This is a genomic window from Vibrio nereis NBRC 15637, assembly GCF_001591105.1.
GTDB classification, from domain to species: domain Bacteria; phylum Pseudomonadota; class Gammaproteobacteria; order Enterobacterales; family Vibrionaceae; genus Vibrio; species Vibrio nereis.
This window is the reverse complement of the sequence record NZ_BCUD01000005.1, coordinates 197,809-216,319: the sequence shown is the minus strand read 5'-3', so window position 1 is coordinate 216,319 and position 18,511 is coordinate 197,809. Positions and strand designations below refer to the sequence as shown.

16 protein-coding genes are annotated in these 18,511 nt (G+C 45.9%); 10 read left to right on the top strand and 6 right to left on the bottom strand.

The window, feature by feature from the left end:
* The first annotated feature begins 89 nt into the window (after positions 1–89).
* Complete coding sequence (locus tag VNE01S_RS07810) at positions 90–308, top strand: hypothetical protein (protein ID WP_053395311.1); 219 nt, start codon at positions 90–92, stop codon at positions 306–308.
* Positions 269–784 carry a DUF2867 domain-containing protein gene (locus tag VNE01S_RS07805; protein ID WP_053395310.1) on the top strand — a complete coding sequence of 172 codons (516 nt, stop codon included), beginning with the start codon at positions 269–271 and terminating at the stop codon, positions 782–784. The genes VNE01S_RS07810 and VNE01S_RS07805 overlap by 40 nt, the downstream gene beginning before the upstream one ends.
* A gap of 28 nt (positions 785–812) precedes the next feature.
* Here the strand turns inward: VNE01S_RS07805 and dapD are convergent, their stop codons facing one another.
* Both dapD and VNE01S_RS07795 read right to left on the bottom strand, forming a co-directional pair.
* Positions 813–1,844: a 2,3,4,5-tetrahydropyridine-2,6-dicarboxylate N-succinyltransferase gene (gene dapD, locus VNE01S_RS07800; protein ID WP_053395309.1), complete on the bottom strand. Its 1,032-nt coding sequence runs from the start codon at positions 1,842–1,844 to the stop codon at positions 813–815.
* A gap of 337 nt (positions 1,845–2,181) precedes the next feature.
* Positions 2,182–2,793: a peroxiredoxin C gene (locus VNE01S_RS07795; protein WP_053395308.1), complete on the bottom strand. Its 612-nt coding sequence runs from the start codon at positions 2,791–2,793 to the stop codon at positions 2,182–2,184.
* Positions 2,794–2,992: 199 nt separating this feature from the next.
* Here VNE01S_RS07795 and VNE01S_RS07790 point away from each other — a divergent pair, with 199 nt between their 5' ends.
* From VNE01S_RS07790 to aceA, 3 genes are all read left to right on the top strand, one after another.
* On the top strand, positions 2,993–3,898 hold the full coding sequence (locus tag VNE01S_RS07790) for a hydrogen peroxide-inducible genes activator (protein WP_053395307.1): 906 nt from the start codon (positions 2,993–2,995) through the stop codon (positions 3,896–3,898).
* Positions 3,899–4,498: 600 nt separating this feature from the next.
* Positions 4,499–6,127 carry a malate synthase A gene (gene aceB / locus VNE01S_RS07785; protein WP_053395306.1) on the top strand — a complete coding sequence of 543 codons (1,629 nt, stop codon included), beginning with the start codon at positions 4,499–4,501 and terminating at the stop codon, positions 6,125–6,127.
* Between the two features lie 140 nt (positions 6,128–6,267).
* On the top strand, positions 6,268–7,581 hold the full coding sequence (aceA, locus tag VNE01S_RS07780) for an isocitrate lyase (RefSeq protein WP_053395305.1): 1,314 nt from the start codon (positions 6,268–6,270) through the stop codon (positions 7,579–7,581).
* A gap of 169 nt (positions 7,582–7,750) precedes the next feature.
* Here the strand turns inward: aceA and cscK are convergent, their stop codons facing one another.
* From cscK to VNE01S_RS07765, 3 genes are all read right to left on the bottom strand, one after another.
* Complete coding sequence (gene cscK / locus VNE01S_RS07775) at positions 7,751–8,674, bottom strand: fructokinase (protein WP_053395304.1); 924 nt, start codon at positions 8,672–8,674, stop codon at positions 7,751–7,753.
* A gap of 236 nt (positions 8,675–8,910) precedes the next feature.
* Positions 8,911–10,281 (bottom strand): PTS transporter subunit EIIC, encoded by a 1,371-nt coding sequence (locus tag VNE01S_RS07770; RefSeq protein WP_053395303.1) that lies wholly within the window; start codon positions 10,279–10,281, stop codon positions 8,911–8,913.
* Positions 10,282–10,297: 16 nt separating this feature from the next.
* Positions 10,298–11,746 carry a glycoside hydrolase family 32 protein gene (locus VNE01S_RS07765; RefSeq protein ID WP_053395302.1) on the bottom strand — a complete coding sequence of 483 codons (1,449 nt, stop codon included), beginning with the start codon at positions 11,744–11,746 and terminating at the stop codon, positions 10,298–10,300.
* 201 nt (positions 11,747–11,947) lie between these two features.
* Between VNE01S_RS07765 and VNE01S_RS07760 the strand changes: the two genes are divergently transcribed.
* A complete protein-coding gene (locus VNE01S_RS07760) occupies positions 11,948–12,949 on the top strand; it encodes a LacI family DNA-binding transcriptional regulator (RefSeq protein WP_053395361.1) in 1,002 nt (333 codons plus the stop codon).
* An 84-nt stretch (positions 12,950–13,033) separates the two neighbouring features.
* On the opposite strand, the gene VNE01S_RS07755 is transcribed toward VNE01S_RS07760, so the two are convergent.
* On the bottom strand, positions 13,034–13,489 hold the full coding sequence (locus VNE01S_RS07755) for a CBS domain-containing protein (RefSeq protein ID WP_053395301.1): 456 nt from the start codon (positions 13,487–13,489) through the stop codon (positions 13,034–13,036).
* A gap of 281 nt (positions 13,490–13,770) precedes the next feature.
* Here VNE01S_RS07755 and queA point away from each other — a divergent pair, with 281 nt between their 5' ends.
* From queA to secD, 4 genes are all read left to right on the top strand, one after another.
* A complete protein-coding gene (gene queA / locus VNE01S_RS07750) occupies positions 13,771–14,823 on the top strand; it encodes a tRNA preQ1(34) S-adenosylmethionine ribosyltransferase-isomerase QueA (RefSeq protein WP_053395300.1) in 1,053 nt (350 codons plus the stop codon).
* Positions 14,824–15,003: 180 nt separating this feature from the next.
* Positions 15,004–16,140, top strand: coding sequence for a tRNA guanosine(34) transglycosylase Tgt (gene tgt, locus VNE01S_RS07745; protein ID WP_053395299.1), 1,137 nt, complete (start codon positions 15,004–15,006; stop codon positions 16,138–16,140).
* A 158-nt stretch (positions 16,141–16,298) separates the two neighbouring features.
* Positions 16,299–16,628, top strand: coding sequence for a preprotein translocase subunit YajC (gene yajC, locus VNE01S_RS07740; RefSeq protein WP_053395298.1), 330 nt, complete (start codon positions 16,299–16,301; stop codon positions 16,626–16,628).
* Positions 16,629–16,649: 21 nt separating this feature from the next.
* Positions 16,650–18,506, top strand: a complete 1,857-nt coding sequence (secD, locus tag VNE01S_RS07735) for a protein translocase subunit SecD (protein ID WP_082331670.1) — start codon at positions 16,650–16,652, stop codon at positions 18,504–18,506.
* Positions 18,507–18,511 lie beyond the last annotated feature (5 nt).

The window sequence follows — 18,511 nt, the reverse complement described above, 5'->3', positions numbered from 1 at the left end:
GCGCTTGATCATACCGTTAGCCGACATATTTGACAAACTGAGCGCGCTCAATTATAAAAAATGAGCATGCTCAATTTAAGGAAAGTCGAATGAAGTATTTAGAGAAGTTGGCGCAGCTCATCATCTTTGCCCCTGCCATTTTTTGTTTTTCGTACGTGTTGAGACCCGTGTTAATGGTGATCTTGATCCCTGGAGGGTTGGTGTTTTTGGCCATCATTGGCGGAAAAGAGGTGAGAAAGGAACTGATTCAGATGATTAAGGAACAATTATGGTCAAGCCAGACAAGCTCCCGCAAGGCAGCGAATTAGTCAGTAAAGTGCATCAAACCGATTTTTGTGATGCGTTAACTTTTGTGATCTCTGAGGAGGGGATGAGCCCGGCGCAGGTTTATGTGGCCATTTTTGGTCAGTTACCTTCGTTTGTGCAGCAACTGATGTCGGTAAGAAACCGGATCGTGAAACCGTTTGGTTTTAAAGTCCAAGATGTTCAAATCTTGCAGTCTGTAGAGTCATTCAAGACAAGTGAAGGGGAGGGGTTATATCAAGTTCAACATATGGATGAACAAGAAATTATTTGTTCCAGTGAAGAGCAGCATATGCAAGTCTGGCTGTCTGTTTTTAAACATTCCGAGTGCCAGTTTACGGTATCAACCATGGTTGCGACGCGTTCGACACTGGGTAAATACTACCTGAAGGCGGTGATTCCTTTTCACAAGGTCGTCGCGATGGCGAGCGTAAGAGCGATGCTAAAAACACCCAATGCAAAACAAGAGCAGGGCAGTTAACCCAGCTCTTTACACTCAATAGGTGATATTAGTTGTTGCTGTGCAGCTCGCTGTTTAGTTCAACGGCGGTCTTGTTAGCCAGACACTCGATTTGACCAGTTACAGAGTTGCGACGGAATAGAAGATCTGAAACACCCGCAAGATCACGTGCTTTCACAACTTCTACTTCGTTGCCGTCTGAATCAAGCATACGAACTTTAGAGCCCGCTGTTACGTAAAGGCCCGATTCAACCGTACAGCGGTCACCTAGAGGGAAGCCAAGGCCAGCGTTTGCGCCTAGCAGTGAGTTTTCACCGATAGAAACGACGACTTTACCGCCGCCAGATAGCGTACCCATAATAGATGCACCACCGCCGATGTCTGAACCGTCACCGACCATAACACCCGCAGAGATACGACCTTCAACCATGCTTACGCCAGTTGTGCCTGCGTTGAAGTTGATGAAACCTTCGTGCATAACGGTAGTGCCTTCACCTACGTGTGCGCCCAAGCGTACGCGAGAGGTATCAGCAATACGGACACCAGCAGGAACCACGTAGTCGACCATTTTCGGGAACTTGTCGACACAGTCTACAGATAGTGCGCGACCTGCTAGGCGAGCTTCGATTTGACGATCGGCGAGCTCAGGTAGATCGATAGGGCCTTCGTTTGTCCACGCGATGTTGTGCAGCAGGCCAAAAATGCCGTCTAGTACTGTGCCGTGTGGCTGAACTAGGCGGTTAGAAATTAATTGCAGTTTTAGGAAACCTTCAGCAACAGACTGTGGTTGCTCGTCGCTTGCAAGAATAACCAAAACTAAAGGTTGAGCAGATTCAGCCGCTTTGTTTGCGAAAGACGCGTTCGCTGCATCACCGTTTGCTTCGAAGGCTGCCGCAAGTTCAGCACTTTGCGCCGCAGAGATCTCGATAGCTTGGTTGCCTTGTTCGTAACCCGCTACTTTTGCTACCGCTTCAACCAAAGCGTCGGAAGGGTTAAGAACTGGATTTGGGAAAAATGCTTCAATGATTTTTCCATCACGGTTTTTGGTTGCCGTACCGAAGGCTAGTGAAAAGTAAGCCATGTTGAATCTCCATGTATGTTTAATCTGTAAAGAGAGAATAATGCGCTCTCATCTGATGTTGATTTCATCATAAAGAGAGCCTTTTCGACTTTAAAGAGCAGAGCTGGATAAAGTCCGTAAGACGATATGTTTTGTCTCTTTGCCGATATCTTGTCTTTTTAGGTATATCCAATCAAGAGAGCCTGACCAGAATGAAAAAAGCCCGAAGCGGTGCTTCGGGCTTTTGAGACTTTACTTAGAACTGATTGGCGCTGTGCTGTGCACTGAGTGCTTTTGTATAATTAGCTTTATATCGTCCAACCATAACACCCGGATGAGCTAGGGTGTGTTAAGCAAATTACTTCTTGCCTAGGTCTTCTGCGTGCTCAGATAGGAACGCTGCAACACCTTTTGGAGATGCGTCCATACCTGCTTTACCTTCTTCCCACTGTGCAGGACATACTTCGCCGTGCTTCTGGTGGAAGTTAAGAGCGTCAACCATGCGTAGCATTTCGTCGATGTTACGACCTAGTGGTAGGTCGTTAACTACTTGGTGACGAACTAGACCGTCTTCGTCGATTAGGAAAGAACCACGGAAAGCAACGCCTGCTTCTGGGTGCTCAACGTCGTAAGCTTTACAGATTTCGTGCTTAACGTCTGCAACTAGTGGGTACTTAACTTGACCGATACCGCCATCTTCGATAGCAGTGTTACGCCATGCGTTGTGAGAGAACTGAGAATCGATAGAAACACCGATTACTTCAACACCTTTAGCTTGGAAATCAGCTAGACGGTTGTCGAATGCGATTAGCTCAGATGGGCAAACGAAAGTGAAATCTAGTGGGTAGAAGAATACTACTGCTTTCTTACCTTTAGTGAACTCTGCAAAGTTGAAGTTTTCAACGATTTCACCGTTACCTAGAACAGCTGCTGCAGTAAAATCAGGGGCTTGACGACCTACTAGTACCATTTTTTTGCTCCTAAAAAGTATGGTTAGTTCCAAACCAAATTCAGTGTGATTGGTTTGGTTCGTGTTTGTACAAGACAAACTATAGTACAGGTTGTAGTATGGAAAAAAGCGAATTAAATAGATTAAGTTAATCGAAAAAAGCGATAAGCGTAAAACTTTTAACTTGGTCAAACTCTCGACAGGTGTAGAAAGTAAAACTATGAATAAATGGCCCAGTCTCAAACAGTTACATTATCTAGTGACTTTGCATGAAACGCGTCATTTTAGTGAAGCAGCAGAAAAGTGTTTCGTTAGTCAATCTACCTTAAGTAAAGGCATCCAAAACCTCGAAGAGCTGATAGGTTGTCCTTTATATGAAAAGAAAGATAAAAAAAGCCCATTGGTGTTTACTCAAACTGGCGAAATGGTTGTACAGCAAGGCCGAGAGTTGCTGGCTAAAGGACAGGATTTGGTTGAGCTGGGCCGACTATGCCAAGGCAGTGAAATGCAAGGGCAGTTAAAAGTAGGCTGTATACCAACCATTGCGCCTTTCTTGTTAAGTAACCTGGTCCAAGAGGTCAACACCCGTTTTCCTCAACTCAACATGTTATTAAGAGAAGACACCACAACCAATTTGCTTGCGGCGCTGCGTCAGGGCGAGTTGGATGTGTTGATTCTGGCGTTACCCGTCAATATCGATGGTATGGAGAGCCGCATTGTAGGGACGGATCCGTTTCGTATGGTGATCAGTCGTAACCAGGCTGACGCGATTAAAGTGCCTATCCGCTATGCTGACTTACCCAATGAGTCTGTGTTTCTGTTAGAAAATGAACACTGCTTAACCGAGCATGCGGTTTCTGCCTGTCAGTTGACGGATAAAGAGAAGATTAACCCATTTTCAGCGACCAGTTTGCACACCCTTGTTCAGATGGTCGCTAATGGCTTAGGTACGACTTTTATCCCACAGATGGCTATCGACCATGGTCTTATCAATAACCAAAATTTAGTGGTGGTGGATCCCCCTGGTCAACAAGCTCACCGACATATTGGTTTAGTTTGGAGGCCGAGTTCATCAAGGGTTAGCACATTTAATCAATTAGCGGATGTCGTGTCAGAGCTACTTTAGCTATTAGTATTAGTCGTCACTTTCCTATTAAGCAGTAAAAAGCACACTAGTTTTGGTGTGCTTTTTAGCATTTTATACTGCCGGTTAACTTTGACTTGTAAAATTTTACAAGTAAATTTTGATGAAGCTTTCATTAAATTGTGAAATTTCACAATGTCAATTTTACAGCTTTCGCAGAGTTGGCTGTTTAATCATCCCCATCTCATTCTCTTGCAAAGTATATAAATAAAGGCCTATGCCATCTTGCTATGTGTTTAAACGCGTGTTTGAAACACTTTTACAGCATGAATTTCACTGTAATTAAATTACGTAACTAGTTACATTTTTTTGGTCATAATAGGGTGTTTTAGCGTTGCGGAATAAAACTTCGAATTTAACTTTTTGTTTACTTGTGGGGTTTTTAATCAGGCGTGGTTGGTATAGCTTAAATACAAGCTTTTTAAGACCTATGTCTAGATTGCAAACCATAACCAGGTTGGCGAAAGTAGAGCCACAGACAGGATAAAGCCGGACACGAGCAACGATTAAGTAGGAAGTTTGATTGTTGTTTGATACTTACAAATGTAACCCGGCGTCAATTACGCTAGTAAGGAAAAAATTATGCTTGCTCAAACACCAGATAGAGAAACAGCAACAGAAGCCCAGGAAGGCAAGCTTGAAGTGATGGGGACCCTTTCACCAGAGCATCAAGCCATTTTCCCTGTTGAAGCCCAAAACCTACTGTCTCTTCTGTGTGCGAAGTTTGCAGGACGCATCGACGGTCTGTTGGCGGCTCGAGAAGAGAAGCAAGCCGCTATCGACGTAGGCGAACTGCCGGACTTTCTCGAAGATACGCAAGATATCAGAGAAGGGAGCTGGAAAATCCAGGGGATCCCACAAGATCTGCAAGATCGCCGAGTCGAAATCACTGGCCCGACGGATCGCAAGATGGTTATCAATGCGCTGAACGCCAATGTGAAAGTATTCATGGCGGACTTTGAAGATTCGATGTCTCCTGCTTGGGAGAAAGTGCTGGATGGCCAAATTAATCTGCGTGATGCAGTCAATGGTGACATTAGCTACACCAATCCGGGCAACGGTAAGCAATACCAGCTAGAAGATGATCCAGCGGTGCTGATCTGCCGTGTACGTGGCTTACATCTAAAAGAAAAACACGTGACGTTTAACGACCAGATCATCCCAGGCGCATTGTTTGATTTTGCACTCTACTTCTACAACAACTACAAAGCGTTGTTGAAAAAAGGCAGTGGTCCTTACTTTTACATTCCGAAACTGCAATCCCACAAGGAAGCACAGTGGTGGAGTGATGTATTCCACTTTACTGAAGATTACTTTGGCTTAGATACAGGCACGATTAAGGCAACGGTATTAATCGAAACATTGCCAGCGGTCTTTGAGATGGACGAGATTCTGTTCGCCCTCAAAGAACACATTGTGGGTCTGAACTGTGGCCGCTGGGACTATATCTTCAGCTACATCAAAACCCTGAAAAAACACCCAGATCGCGTTCTACCGGATCGCCAAGTGGTGACCATGGATAAACCGTTCCTAAATGCATACTCGCGTTTACTTATCCGCACTTGTCATAAACGTGGTGCGTTCGCTATGGGAGGTATGGCCGCCTTCATCCCAGCGAAAAGCCCGGAAGAGAACCAAAAAGTGTTGGATAAAATCTTTAACGATAAATCACTGGAAGCGAACAATGGCCACGATGGCACATGGGTAGCGCACCCTGGTCTGGCTAACACGGCGATGGAAGTATTCGGCAGTGTCTTGGGAGAACGCTCGAACCAACTGGATGTCTCTCGCGAAGAAGATGCACCCATTACGGCCAAAGAGCTACTTGAGCCATGTGACGGTGAAAGAACCGAGCAGGGGATGCGCCATAACATCCGCGTCGCATTGCAATACATCGAAGCGTGGATTTCAGGTAACGGTTGTGTGCCTATCTACGGTCTGATGGAAGATGCCGCGACCGCAGAAATCTCGCGTGCTTCAATTTGGCAATGGATCCAGCACGGCAAAGCATTAGACAACGGCAAGGTGGTGACGAACGAATTGTTTGAACAATACCTGGCTGAAGAAATTGACGTTGTAAAACAGGAAGTCGGAGAAGAACGCTACAACGCAGGCCGATTTGAAGAAGCCGCTGAGTTGATGGCGAAACTGACCACTAGCGAAGAGCTGACCAACTTCTTAACTGTTCCGGGTTACGACTACCTAGATTAAACGTTCACTCGTAAAAATATTATTAGCTAACAACCAATAACGTAAACATTCCAAGGCGGATAAGGATGTACCGCCGAAGAAAAGGAAAATCAGCGCCCACTACTGACAAAAAGAGGCGCTCATCTAAAGAGGGATAGACCATGACTACATTAACTCGCCGCCAACAAATCGAAGCTCTGGAAAAAGACTGGGCAACTAACCCACGCTGGAAGAACGTTAAGCGTCCGTATACTGCTGAAGAAGTCGTAGATCTACGCGGCTCACTGGTTCCGGCTAACACAATTGCACAACGTGGTGCTGATAAGCTGTGGTCACTGGTCAACGGCGATGCGAAAAAAGGCTACGTAAACTGTCTTGGTGCACTAACGGGTGGTCAAGCGGTACAGCAAGCGAAAGCAGGCATCGAAGCTATTTATCTATCTGGCTGGCAGGTAGCAGCGGATAACAATACCGCTTCAACCATGTACCCAGACCAATCACTTTACCCTGTCGACTCTGTACCATCGGTGGTTAAGCGCATTAACAACTCTTTCCGTCGTGCAGACCAAATCCAGTGGGCGGGCGGTAAGTCAGCAGAAGATGAAGGTGGTATCGATTACTTCCTACCTATCGTAGCGGATGCGGAAGCAGGCTTCGGTGGTGTACTTAACGCTTACGAACTGATGCGTTCGATGATTGATGCAGGCGCGGCAGGCGTTCACTTTGAAGACCAGCTAGCTTCAGTGAAGAAGTGTGGTCACATGGGCGGTAAAGTACTGGTTCCAACTCAAGAAGCGGTACAAAAACTGGTAGCGGCACGTCTTGCTGCCGACGTTTCAGGCACAACAACGCTAGTTATCGCTCGTACGGATGCGAACGCAGCAGACCTACTAACATCAGATTGCGACCCATACGATAAAGACTTTATTGAAGGTGAACGTACTCAAGAAGGTTTCTACCGCGTACGTGCCGGTATCGATCAAGCGATCTCGCGCGGCCTAGCGTATGCACCATATGCAGACCTTATCTGGTGTGAAACAGCAACACCATGTTTGGAAGAAGCGCGTAAGTTTGCAGAAGCTATCCACGCTGAATACCCAGACCAGCTACTGGCTTACAACTGTTCACCATCGTTCAACTGGGAGAAGAACCTAGACGCTGAAACTATCGCTAAATTCCAGCAAGAACTTTCAGACATGGGCTACAAGTACCAGTTCATCACGCTGGCGGGTATCCACAACATGTGGTTCAACATGTTCGAGCTAGCGCACGACTACGCGCAAGGTGAAGGTATGCGTCATTACGTTGAGAAAGTACAGCGTCCAGAGTTCCAGGCTGCTGAGAAAGGCTACACATTCGTAGCGCACCAGCAAGAAGTAGGTACTGGTTACTTCGATAAGATGACCAATACGATTCAGGGCGGTAACTCTTCGGTAACAGCACTAACAGGCTCAACTGAAGAAGACCAATTCTAATCCCTAGCCTTAGTACCACGTTGGCGAGTCTAGGAATGCAGGCCTTGGACTCGCCCCTATTTTGGTATTGATATTCTGTTTTAGGCATAAACTTTGACATGCTTTTGAGCGGTGCAGACCGCTCTTTTTTATGCTTGTCTGAAGTTAATCACCTCACGAAAAAGCCGCTTCAGTTTAAAAAATGTTGAAGCAACTGTTCCTTAGTGGGTAGTGCTGTCATCGCCCCTTTCTTGGTGGTCGCTAATGCCCCGCAGTGATTCCCCCACCTAACGGCTTCTAGTATCACTTCTGTATTATTCCATTGCTCATATTGATATAAGTAAGCCAGTAGTCCACATACGAAGGCATCGCCAGCCCCGGTGGTATCTACGGCTTGTACTGGTGAACTCGCAACGCTGTGCTGTTGCCCCAAAAATACAGCCAGCGAACCTTTGGCTCCTAATGTAACCAGCACTAAAGGGAGGTTGAGTGGCTCCAGTGCCGTTAAACCACTTTGTAAAGAGGAGGTGTCAGTCAAAAACAACAACTCTTCTTCAGAGAACTTCACCACGTCTGCCATGGCAATAGCTTGCATCACTACCGGACGAATCTCTTCTGGATTAGCCCACACTTCGTCCCTCAAGTTAGGGTCAAAACTGACGAATCCGCCTGCATGTTTGAGAGCGTTCATTGCGTTTAGCGTGGTACTTCTGCTTGGCTCGTTGGCTAAGGCTATTGAGCAACAGTGCAGCCATTCCCCGTGCGAAAAATTGGGCACATCTTCTGGCTGGGTAAATTGATCGGCACTTGGCTTTACCATGAAGGTAAAAGTACGCTCACCATCGCTATCTAAATCGACTAACACGGTTGAGGTGCGGTGATTGTCATCCAGAGTAAGAAAGCGTGTGTCGACGTTTTCTTCTTTCAATCGATGTTGCATGAAGCGACCGAACGGATCGTTGCCAACTCGACCAAAAAATCCGCAATCACCGCCCAAGCGCGCAATACCGACCGCAACGTTGGCAGGGGCACCACCCGGGCATTTCAGGTATGTATTTGCGCTGTCGGGAATCAGGTCGACAACCGCGTCGCCGGTTAACCACACTTTGTTCATTTTCTGTTTCCTCAAAATCTTTACAAGATGCCGCATTGATGTGTTTAAAAGAGACACCCACCAGAACAGCCTGGTGGGTGGGTGCAGAGTCAGGGTGGGGGGACTCTACCGTTATACCTATCTTCGTAATTATTTATTTAACCTTGGTTGCTAAACGTCGTGATAAGTTTGTCTTTAATTTCATGATCCTTTAGGCGGTGGTTACTCACTTAATCACGATGATTGGTATGAAAGTGCTAAGCGCGCTTAATCGGGTTATACACACGGGTTAAACAAAATGCAGTGGCAAATGCGCTGGCGATTACGGTTAGGTAGCCAAGTACCGATGTTAGCGATTGTGAGTAAAGCAGCACACCAGGAATAAACGTGATGCCCATGCCTGTTGCGCTAATACCGAGTAGGTAAGTCACCAGTCCACCGACCGCTCCCCCTGCCATACCAAAGACAAACACTTTGCCGTATTGTAGGTTGACGCCGAAGAGTAGCGGCTCGGTAATACCAAACAGAGTCGACATTGAAGCGCTGTACGCATTCCCTTTTTTCACTTTATCTTTAAGCAGAGTGGCAACGGCAATCGCTGCGCCAAATTGCCCAGCCATTGATGCGGTCATCAGTGGTTGAATTGGGTTCACACCAGTCTCGTTCAGTAGACCGATTTCAATTACACCCAAAGCGTGGTGCAGGCCAGTAATCACAATCATCTGTTGCAGTGCACCAAACAAGATGTAACCGATGCCCATTGGCAGTTCCAATGCCATGCGAACCAGGGAGGTACAGCCGTGCTCAATGCTTTGTAGAATAGGACCAAAACCAAATAGGATGACAAAAACGGCGATAGTAATGGTTAAAAACGGGGTAAAGACTAAATCCATCATAGCCGGGACAAAGCGTCTTAGGTTACGTTCAAGATAAGAGACAAACCAGCCAGCGAAAATGGCAGGCAGAACGGTACCTTGGTAGCCAATCAGAGGGAAGTCGATACCAAATAGCGACACCATCATCGGCTCTGCGCCGCCACTCGCAACGGCCCATGCATTAGGCAGTTGTGGTGCAACCATCATTAAGCCGACTACGATAGCAATAATGGTGTTACCACCAAACTTTTTCGCTGCCGAGTAGGTGATCAAAACGGGTAAAAAGGCGAAGGCGGTGTCGGTGAGCATGCTAAACAAAGCCAGCAACTCAGGAGAGAACTGCGCACCAGAGTGAAGTAGCATGCCACGCAGCCCCATCAACAAGCCTGTGGTCACAAGAGCTGGGATCAGTGGGATAAGAATATCAGCGAGTGTGCGCACTAACTTTTGGCTTAACGTCATATCGGCAAACGCGTCTTGTTTGAAGTCTTGTGATTCAAACTCGCCCCCCAGTGCTTGCTTTAGCGTGTTGTAGACATGAGAGACTTTACCTGTGCCAATGATAAATTGATGCTGCCCAGATTGGTAAAAGTACCCGCTGATCTGTTCAATATCTTTCGCTTTATCACTGTTTACTTTGTCGTTGTCTTTTAGGATCAGACGTAGTCTCGTCGCGCAGTGCTCTGCGTTACGAATGTTGTCTACTCCACCGATACTGTCGAGTATCTCGTTGACGGTTGCTTGATAGTTCATTCTGTTCACCATTTTATTATATTGTAAGGTACTTAAATTCGATATCTAGTGGTTTATTTTTATCTGAAGAAACCTCGATTTGATGGTCTGTTTCGTCAGGGAAAAATAAACAAGTGAAAACATCCATTCCATCGTTGATGTAGACTTCCAGAATACTTTCATCACTAATTATCTTGATGTTGTTGATTTCGTAATTGGTATCTAATTGACGTTCGTTACCAAACTTCCAATCTGAATTATGGTGGTCATAATTTTTTCTATTTAATATCACTCTATTTTTATTGATTGATATATTGATCTCTCTTCCCTTCTTGTTATTTAAAGAAATGGAAAAATCATTTTGATTAGAATTGACCATCAAATAAAAAGAGAGGTTACTTAACTCAATGGATTGATTGGTTACGTCTTGGAAATTTAATTGATGGTGACTATTCGCAGCATTAAATAGCTGATCTGGAAATTGGCAAAGGCGATGGTTTTTGACTGATAAACGTCTAGGTAGCGTTAAGCAATGAATCCAGCCTAATTCCATACTCGGCAGTTCTTCGTCGGTTCCGGCCCATGCGATTAATGTTGGGCTGTCTGGTGTGTTTGCCAGAGTTTGAGGGGCGTAAAAATCAAACCCTCTATCGAGCTCATCCCAGTGTTTGACTGTGAAAGTCAGTGAGTCAAAATCAATTTGGCCTAAACAGTAGATGACATTAAATTTGTTGTGGAAGCGAAACTCGTTAGGCTCAACCCCTTGCGGAGAAAAGATCAACACATCATGACCGTCAACCTGGAGCAGATCTGGGCACTCAAACATATAGGCGTGTAAGAATGGGGCTGTGACTTTAATGTCTAGTTCGCCTTTAAATACCCAATCAATCATATCATTCGATTGGTAGACAATAATGCAGCCTTGCATGTCTGCTTCACGTTGAGCGCCGAGCAGCATAACGTAGCCTTCACCGTGTTTGACCACTTTTGGATCTCGAACATGTCCGGTATAACCTTGTGGTACCGATTTGATCACCGGGTTGCCCGCGTATTTCGTCACGCTGTTATCCGCGTTTAATAGTGCTAAGCATTGATTGGCATCTCGGTCTGAGTCTAATTTTATATTTCCGGTATAAAATAAAAATGCTTGTTCATCTTCTACAACGGCGGCGCCAGAATAAGCCCCGTGTGACTCGTAGCTTTCTATGGGTGTTATTTTTGAACCGTGTTCTTGCCAATTACAAAGATCGGTTGATGTTAAATGCATCCAGTGCTTCATTCCATGAAAAGTATCGAATGGAAACCACTGGTAAAATAAATGGTATTGATTATTAAAATAACAAAAACCATTCGGGTCATTGAGCAGGCCATGAGGTGGTGTAATATGAAACTTAGGTCGATATTTTGATTTTTCTTTGATTTTTTCAAAATTATCAAAGTCATATTCTGAAGCTAAGTTGATGGTTTTATATTTAAGCTCTTGCACGGTCGGCTACCTAAAAATGTTGCGTTGGAAAAATCATAGTATTTGACCTTTAGAGAGAAAATAGAGGTCGAGTTGTAATCACCTTATTAGTGAGCCAAATAGCTGAATAGGATTTGATTTGTGATGTAACACTAAGTCTTGTTACATGGGTAAGAGCTAAACTTAGCGGGAGATGAATTTTCAGTATGAATGGGTTGCAGTGTGACGATTAGAGAAGTGGCCAAACGCGCTGGCGTGTCGATTGCGACGGTGTCGCGTGTACTCAATAGCAGTGAACGCGTGTCGAGTGATGCCAAGCAAGCGGTTGAATTGGCGATACAAGAACTGAACTACCAGAAGCCTACCGCTAAACGGAAAAAGGCAACCAAATTGTTTGCTGTGGTTGTTCGTAATATGTCTAACCCGTTTTTTGCTCAGTTGATTGATGTATTGGAACAAGAAGCTTACAAGCATGGCCGCAGTATCTTACTGTTCAATAGCCGTAATAACTTGCAGTTAGAGAAGACTTTTTTATCGGAGTGCGTCAATCATAAGGTGGATGGGGTCTTTTTGATCCCTCGTTCACTAAAGCAAGAGCACCTGAGCGAACTGGGTAAGCTGCCTTTTCCTGTCGTACTTCTGACAACCACGATCGCGGGAATGGCGAGCATCGGCACTAATCATAAGCACGGGGGCGAGCAGGCCGCCGAGCACTTTATTAAATGTGGTTATCGTAGGGTCGGATTCATCGGTGCCAGCGATACAGTGTCTGAACGATTTATTGGATTTAGAGACAGACTGGTCCAGAAAGGGATTGAGTTAGCAGAAGAGCGAATTTTAGCGCCTTACACGCTGAAGCAGTTGCAGAGTTACATGCAAGCCAACCTAGTAGAGGCGTCCAATCCAATCGAAGCGGTATTTTGCTCGGATGATATTGCAGCGGGTCATGTCTACAACGAGCTAAAAGTGCTTGATAGTCGAGATACGCTCGCCATCGATCTGGTTGGCTTTGACGATACGGTGATCGCCCAGTCACTGGGATTTTCCAGTATCCAACAGCCTATCAAACAAATCGCGTTGCTGGGTTTTGATACCATGATCGCGGCGCTTAATGCTGGTCAATTAGAGCAGGCTCCCACCTTGTTGGAACCTTCGCTGGTGGTACGTCATGCACCGAAAATCGGTCAAGTTGAACGTACACCGGAAATATTACGGAACGAGTAACCCTTATCGTCATGCGCTATACGAGCATGCCAAGCTCTACAGGAGAGAACGTGATTCTCTCCTTAATCTCACCGGAGGAGGGGATCAATCCATTTCTTCTGGTTCAATCTCTTCAGGTTCCACTTCTTCTTGCAGTTCTAGCAAACTAATAGCAATGGAAACAAAGTCGGTGTCAGTAATAATGCCGACTAAACAGCCTTTATCGACGACAGGTAGACAGCCTACTTTGTGTTTTTGCATGTAGATGGCGCTTTCTTTTAAACCCGCCAGTGGCGACACCGACATAACGCTGTTTTTCATCACCTCCGAAAGAGGTGTGTTGAGTGTATAAGATTGGCTTTCTGGTAATTTTTGCAGACTGGATTCTTGAGCGGCCAGTACATCACGGTGCGACACCACACCGAGGAGTTTTTTCTCGGCATCAACGATAGGCACATGGCGAATATCCTGGGCCTCCATCAAAGTTTTGGCATCAGATAGGTGTTGAGAGCGAAGCAGCGTGTGGGGATTACGCGTCATCATATCTTCGACCTTAATCATGGCAGCCTCCTGAGTTATTATTTTATCCTCTTTTAATATAGTAACTTTTTCCCCCATAGTTTGAGAGCTAGGCGGTCTTTTATCGCTCATCACCCAAAAATTTGTTGCGAATCATGAAAGGTCTGTTTTTCTCACTGGGTAGGGTTTTTTTACGCCGCATGCCTTAGGGATTACAATAATTCACATCTCTTTTCTTGCTATTGCGACGGTGCGACATATACTAGTCGGCTGCGAAAAACGCGCCCTTTTATCGACACAGACCACAGCAGAAGACTAGGAACATGCAAGTATCAGATTTCCACTTTGACCTGCCTGATGAGCTTATTGCTCGTTACCCTCAACCTGAGCGTACCGCGAGCCGCTTGCTACAACTTGATGGCAATACTGGTGAGCTGGTTGATGGCTCCTTCACCGATGTCCTAAGCCAAGTACAGCCAGGCGATTTGGTTGTTTTTAACAATACTCGAGTGATCCCTGCTCGTATGTTTGGCCGTAAAGAGTCAGGTGGCAAACTTGAAGTCCTTGTCGAGCGCATGCTGGATGAAAAAAGTATCTTAGCGCATGTTCGCTGCTCGAAATCACCAAAACCAGGCTCAACAATTATTGTTGGTGAAAATGATGAATACGCAGCAGAAATGGTGGCTCGCCATGACGCACTATTCGAGCTGAAGTTTAAATCGGACAAAACGGTTCTGGAGATTTTGGAAGAGATTGGCCACATGCCACTTCCTCCATATATTGACCGCCCGGATGAAGACGCAGACAAAGAACGCTACCAAACGGTGTACAACCAAAAACCGGGCGCCGTTGCCGCACCAACAGCAGGCCTGCATTTTGATGATGTTCTATTAGAACAAATCAAAGCCAAAGGTGCTGAGTTCGCTTATGTCACCCTTCACGTTGGTGCCGGTACATTCCAGCCAGTGAAAGTTGAGAACATTAACGATCACCATATGCACGCCGAGTACGTTGAAGTGCCACAAGAGGTAGTAGAAGCCATCAATGCGACTAAGGCGCGTGGCGGCCGAATTATTGCGGTTGGTACAACGTCTGTTCGCTCACTAGAGAGTGCCGCTCAAGACGCCTTGAAAAATGGCACTGAGCTTAAACCATTCTTTGGTGATACCGAGATCTTCATTTTCCCAGGTTACGAATACCAGTTGGTGGATTGCTTGATCACTAACTTCCACTTACCAGAATCAACGTTGATCATGTTGGTGAGCGCATTCGCTGGATACGACAATACCATGAACGCCTACAAGCACGCGGTGGAAAACCACTACCGCTTTTTCTCGTACGGCGATTCAATGTTTATCAAAAAGAAAACTGACTAGCGCGTTTGTCGTTAGTCGGCTTGTTGTAGACACAGAAAAAATTTACGAGTGCTAGCAGTAGGCTAGGAAGCAAAGCAGTACGCTGTTTTGCCTCTCGCATGGATAGGCGACCGCTCCTCAGTAGAGCTTGAAGGCTCTGAATTAACCGTCAGACTGTTTCTCTGACACCCCGGAGGCATCGTGAAATTAAAATTCGATCTTAAAAAGAAAGATGGTACGGCTCGTCGTGGTCAATTGACTTTCGAACGTGGCACAGTACAAACCCCTGCTTTTATGCCAGTAGGCACTTACGGCACAGTAAAAGGCATGACGCCAGAAGAAGTGAAAGGCACAGGTGCTGAAATTCTTCTGGGTAACACATTCCACCTTTGGCTACGCCCTGGTCAAGAAGTGATGAAAATGCACGGCGACCTGCACGACTTTATGAACTGGCAAGGTCCTATCCTGACTGATTCAGGCGGTTTCCAAGTCTTTAGTTTGGGTGATATTCGTAAGATCACAGAAGCCGGTGTGCATTTCCGTAACCCGGTAAACGGTGACAAGATTTTCATGGACGCAGAAAAGTCGATGGAAATCCAAAACGACCTAGGCTCTGACATCGTCATGATCTTTGACGAGTGTACGCCTTACCCAGCGACTCACGCAGAAGCGAAGAAATCGATGGAAATGTCACTGCGTTGGGCACAGCGTTCACGCGACCATTTCAACAAACTAGAAAACCCGAACAACCTATTTGGTATTGTGCAGGGTGGTGTTTACGAAGATCTGCGTGATGTTTCTGTTGAAGGCCTAACTAAGATTGGCTTTGACGGCTACGCGGTAGGTGGCTTGGCGGTTGGTGAGCCTAAAGAAGATATGCACCGCATTCTAGAGCACACTTGTCCTCAGCTTCCAGAAGATAAACCACGTTACCTGATGGGCGTAGGCAAACCTGAAGACTTGGTTGAAGGTGTTCGCCGTGGTATCGACATGTTTGACTGCGTAATGCCAACGCGTAACGCGCGTAACGGTCATTTGTTTGTGACTGGTGGTGTGATCAAGATCCGTAATGCGAAACATAAAACAGATACAACGCCTCTAGATCCGCATTGTGACTGTTACACTTGTACCCATTACTCTAAGTCTTACTTGCACCATTTAGACCGTTGTAACGAAATCTTAGGTGCTCGCCTGAATACCATTCATAACCTACGCTACTATCAGCGTTTGATGGAAAGCATTCGTAAGGCGATTGATGAAGATCGTTTTGATGAGTTTGTACAAGAGTTTTATGCGCGTCGTGATCGCGAAGTGCCACCACTAAGTAAAGCAGAATAATTTTAAAGCCTTTGGTATTCGCCAAAGGCTTTTGCTAATAAAGTAAGCGGATGCGCGGAATTTTTGAGAGTGTGCTCTCTAATAATGAGCTCGGCTCTTGAATATAAAGTGCAAAAGCCCCATTTGGATTATTAATAATAAATAATGAGGATATTTTAATGTTTATTTCTCAAGCTCATGCAGCAGCAGAAGGCGGGCCAGCAGGCGGCGGTTTTGAAATGCTAATCATGCTAGGTATGTTTGCGGTAATTTTTTACTTCATGATCTACCGTCCACAAGCTAAGCGTGTAAAAGAGCATAAGAACCTAATGGCTTCTATGGGTAAAGGTGACGAAGTGCTAACAAGCGGTGGTCTTGTGGGTAAAATCACTAAAATCGCAGAAGACAACGATTTTGTTACTATCGAGTTGAACACCAACAACGAAGTAGTGATCAAGAAAGACTTCGTAACTGCAGTGCTACCAAAGGGTACGCTTAAGTCTCTATAAAACAGCAAAAGGGTCATCGCTGTGCTAAACCGCTATCCATTGTGGAAGTATCTGATGGTGGTGTTTACCATCGCTATCGCAGCACTATATGCACTTCCAAATATTTACGGTGAAGATCCGGCTATTCAAATTACAGGGGCGCGTGGCGCCTCTGTCGATATGTCAACGCTGGATACTGTCACTCAAGCTCTTGATAAACAGAGCCTATCTCATAAATCCATTGCTCTTGAAAATGGATCCATTCTTGTCCGTTTTAACGACACTGACACGCAAATCAGTGCCCGCGACATCATCAATGAAGCATTAGGCAAAGACAACATTGTTGCCCTTAATCTTGCTCCATCTACTCCTGACTGGCTGGAATCTATTGGCGCTGCGCCAATGAAATTGGGCTTGGACCTTCGTGGCGGTGTTCACTTCTTAATGGAAGTGGATATGGATGCTGCAATGGACAAACTGGTTGGTCAGCAGGAAGAAGCGTTCCGCAGCGAACTGCGTGAAGAAAAGATTCGTTATCGTTCTATTCGCCCTGTGGGGAAAGACTCTGTCGAAGTGGTTCTTCGTAGCGAAGAGCAGCTGGAACAAGCAAAAACGCTGCTGCGCAAGAACCACCCAGATATGACGTTTGTTGAGTCTGGTTCATCAAGCCGCTTTGCTCTAAAAGCAACATTTACTGAGCAACGACTAACTGAGATTCGTAACTACGCCGTTGAGCAAAACATTACCATTTTGCGTAACCGGGTGAACGAGTTGGGTGTGGCTGAGCCTCTAGTACAACGCCAAGGCGCAAGCCGTATTGTTGTAGAGCTACCGGGTGTACAAGATACTGCTCGAGCAAAAGAGATTCTGGGTGCAACTGCAACGCTTGAGTTCCGCGAAGTCGATGCAAGTGCTGACTTAGCAGCTGCGGCAAGTGGTCGTGCGCCAGCGGGCAGTGAAATCAAACAAGACCGTGATGGTCGCCCTGTGGTACTTAAGAAACGTGTTATTTTAGGCGGTTCAAGTATTACTGATGCAAGTTCAAGTGTGGATGAATATGGCCGTCCTCAGGTGAATATCTCGCTAGATAGCGAAGGTGGCAGCAAGATGTCAACGTTCTCTAAAAAGAACATTGGTAAGCTGATGGCTACGGTATTTGCTGAGTACAAAGACAGCGGTCGCCGTACACCTGAAGGTAAAGTGATTCTGTCTAAGCATGAAGAAGTGATTAACCAAGCCACGATCCAATCTGCGCTTGGCCGTAACTTCCGAATTACGGGTATCGACTCTGCAGCAGAAGCACACAACCTAGCACTGCTACTTCGTGCAGGTGCCTTGATTGCACCGATTTCGATTGTTGAAGAGCGTACTATCGGTCCATCAATGGGTCAGCAGAATATCGATATGGGTATTCAAGCGTGTATCTGGGGCATGGTAGCCGTAATGCTATTTACGCTGCTTTACTACCGTAAGTTTGGCTTTATCGCCAACATGGCTCTAATGGCAAACCTGGTATTGATTATTGGTGTGATGTCGATGATCCCTGGTGCGACGATGACGTTGCCAGGTATTGCCGGTATTGTTCTGACGGTCGGTATGGCGGTCGATGCCAACGTGTTGATATTTGAGCGTATTCGTGAAGAGCTACGTGATGGGCGCAACCCGCAGCAAGCGATTCACCAAGGTTATGCTAACGCATTCAGCACTATCGCCGATGCGAATATCACAACACTGATTACCGCGATTATCCTATTTGCGGTTGGTACAGGCGCGATCAAAGGTTTCGCGGTGACGTTATCAATCGGTATCTTAACCTCAATGTTTACAGCCATTATTGGTACACGCTGCGTCGTGAACCTAGTGTATGGCGGTAAACGTGTAAATAAACTGTCGATCTAAGGCTG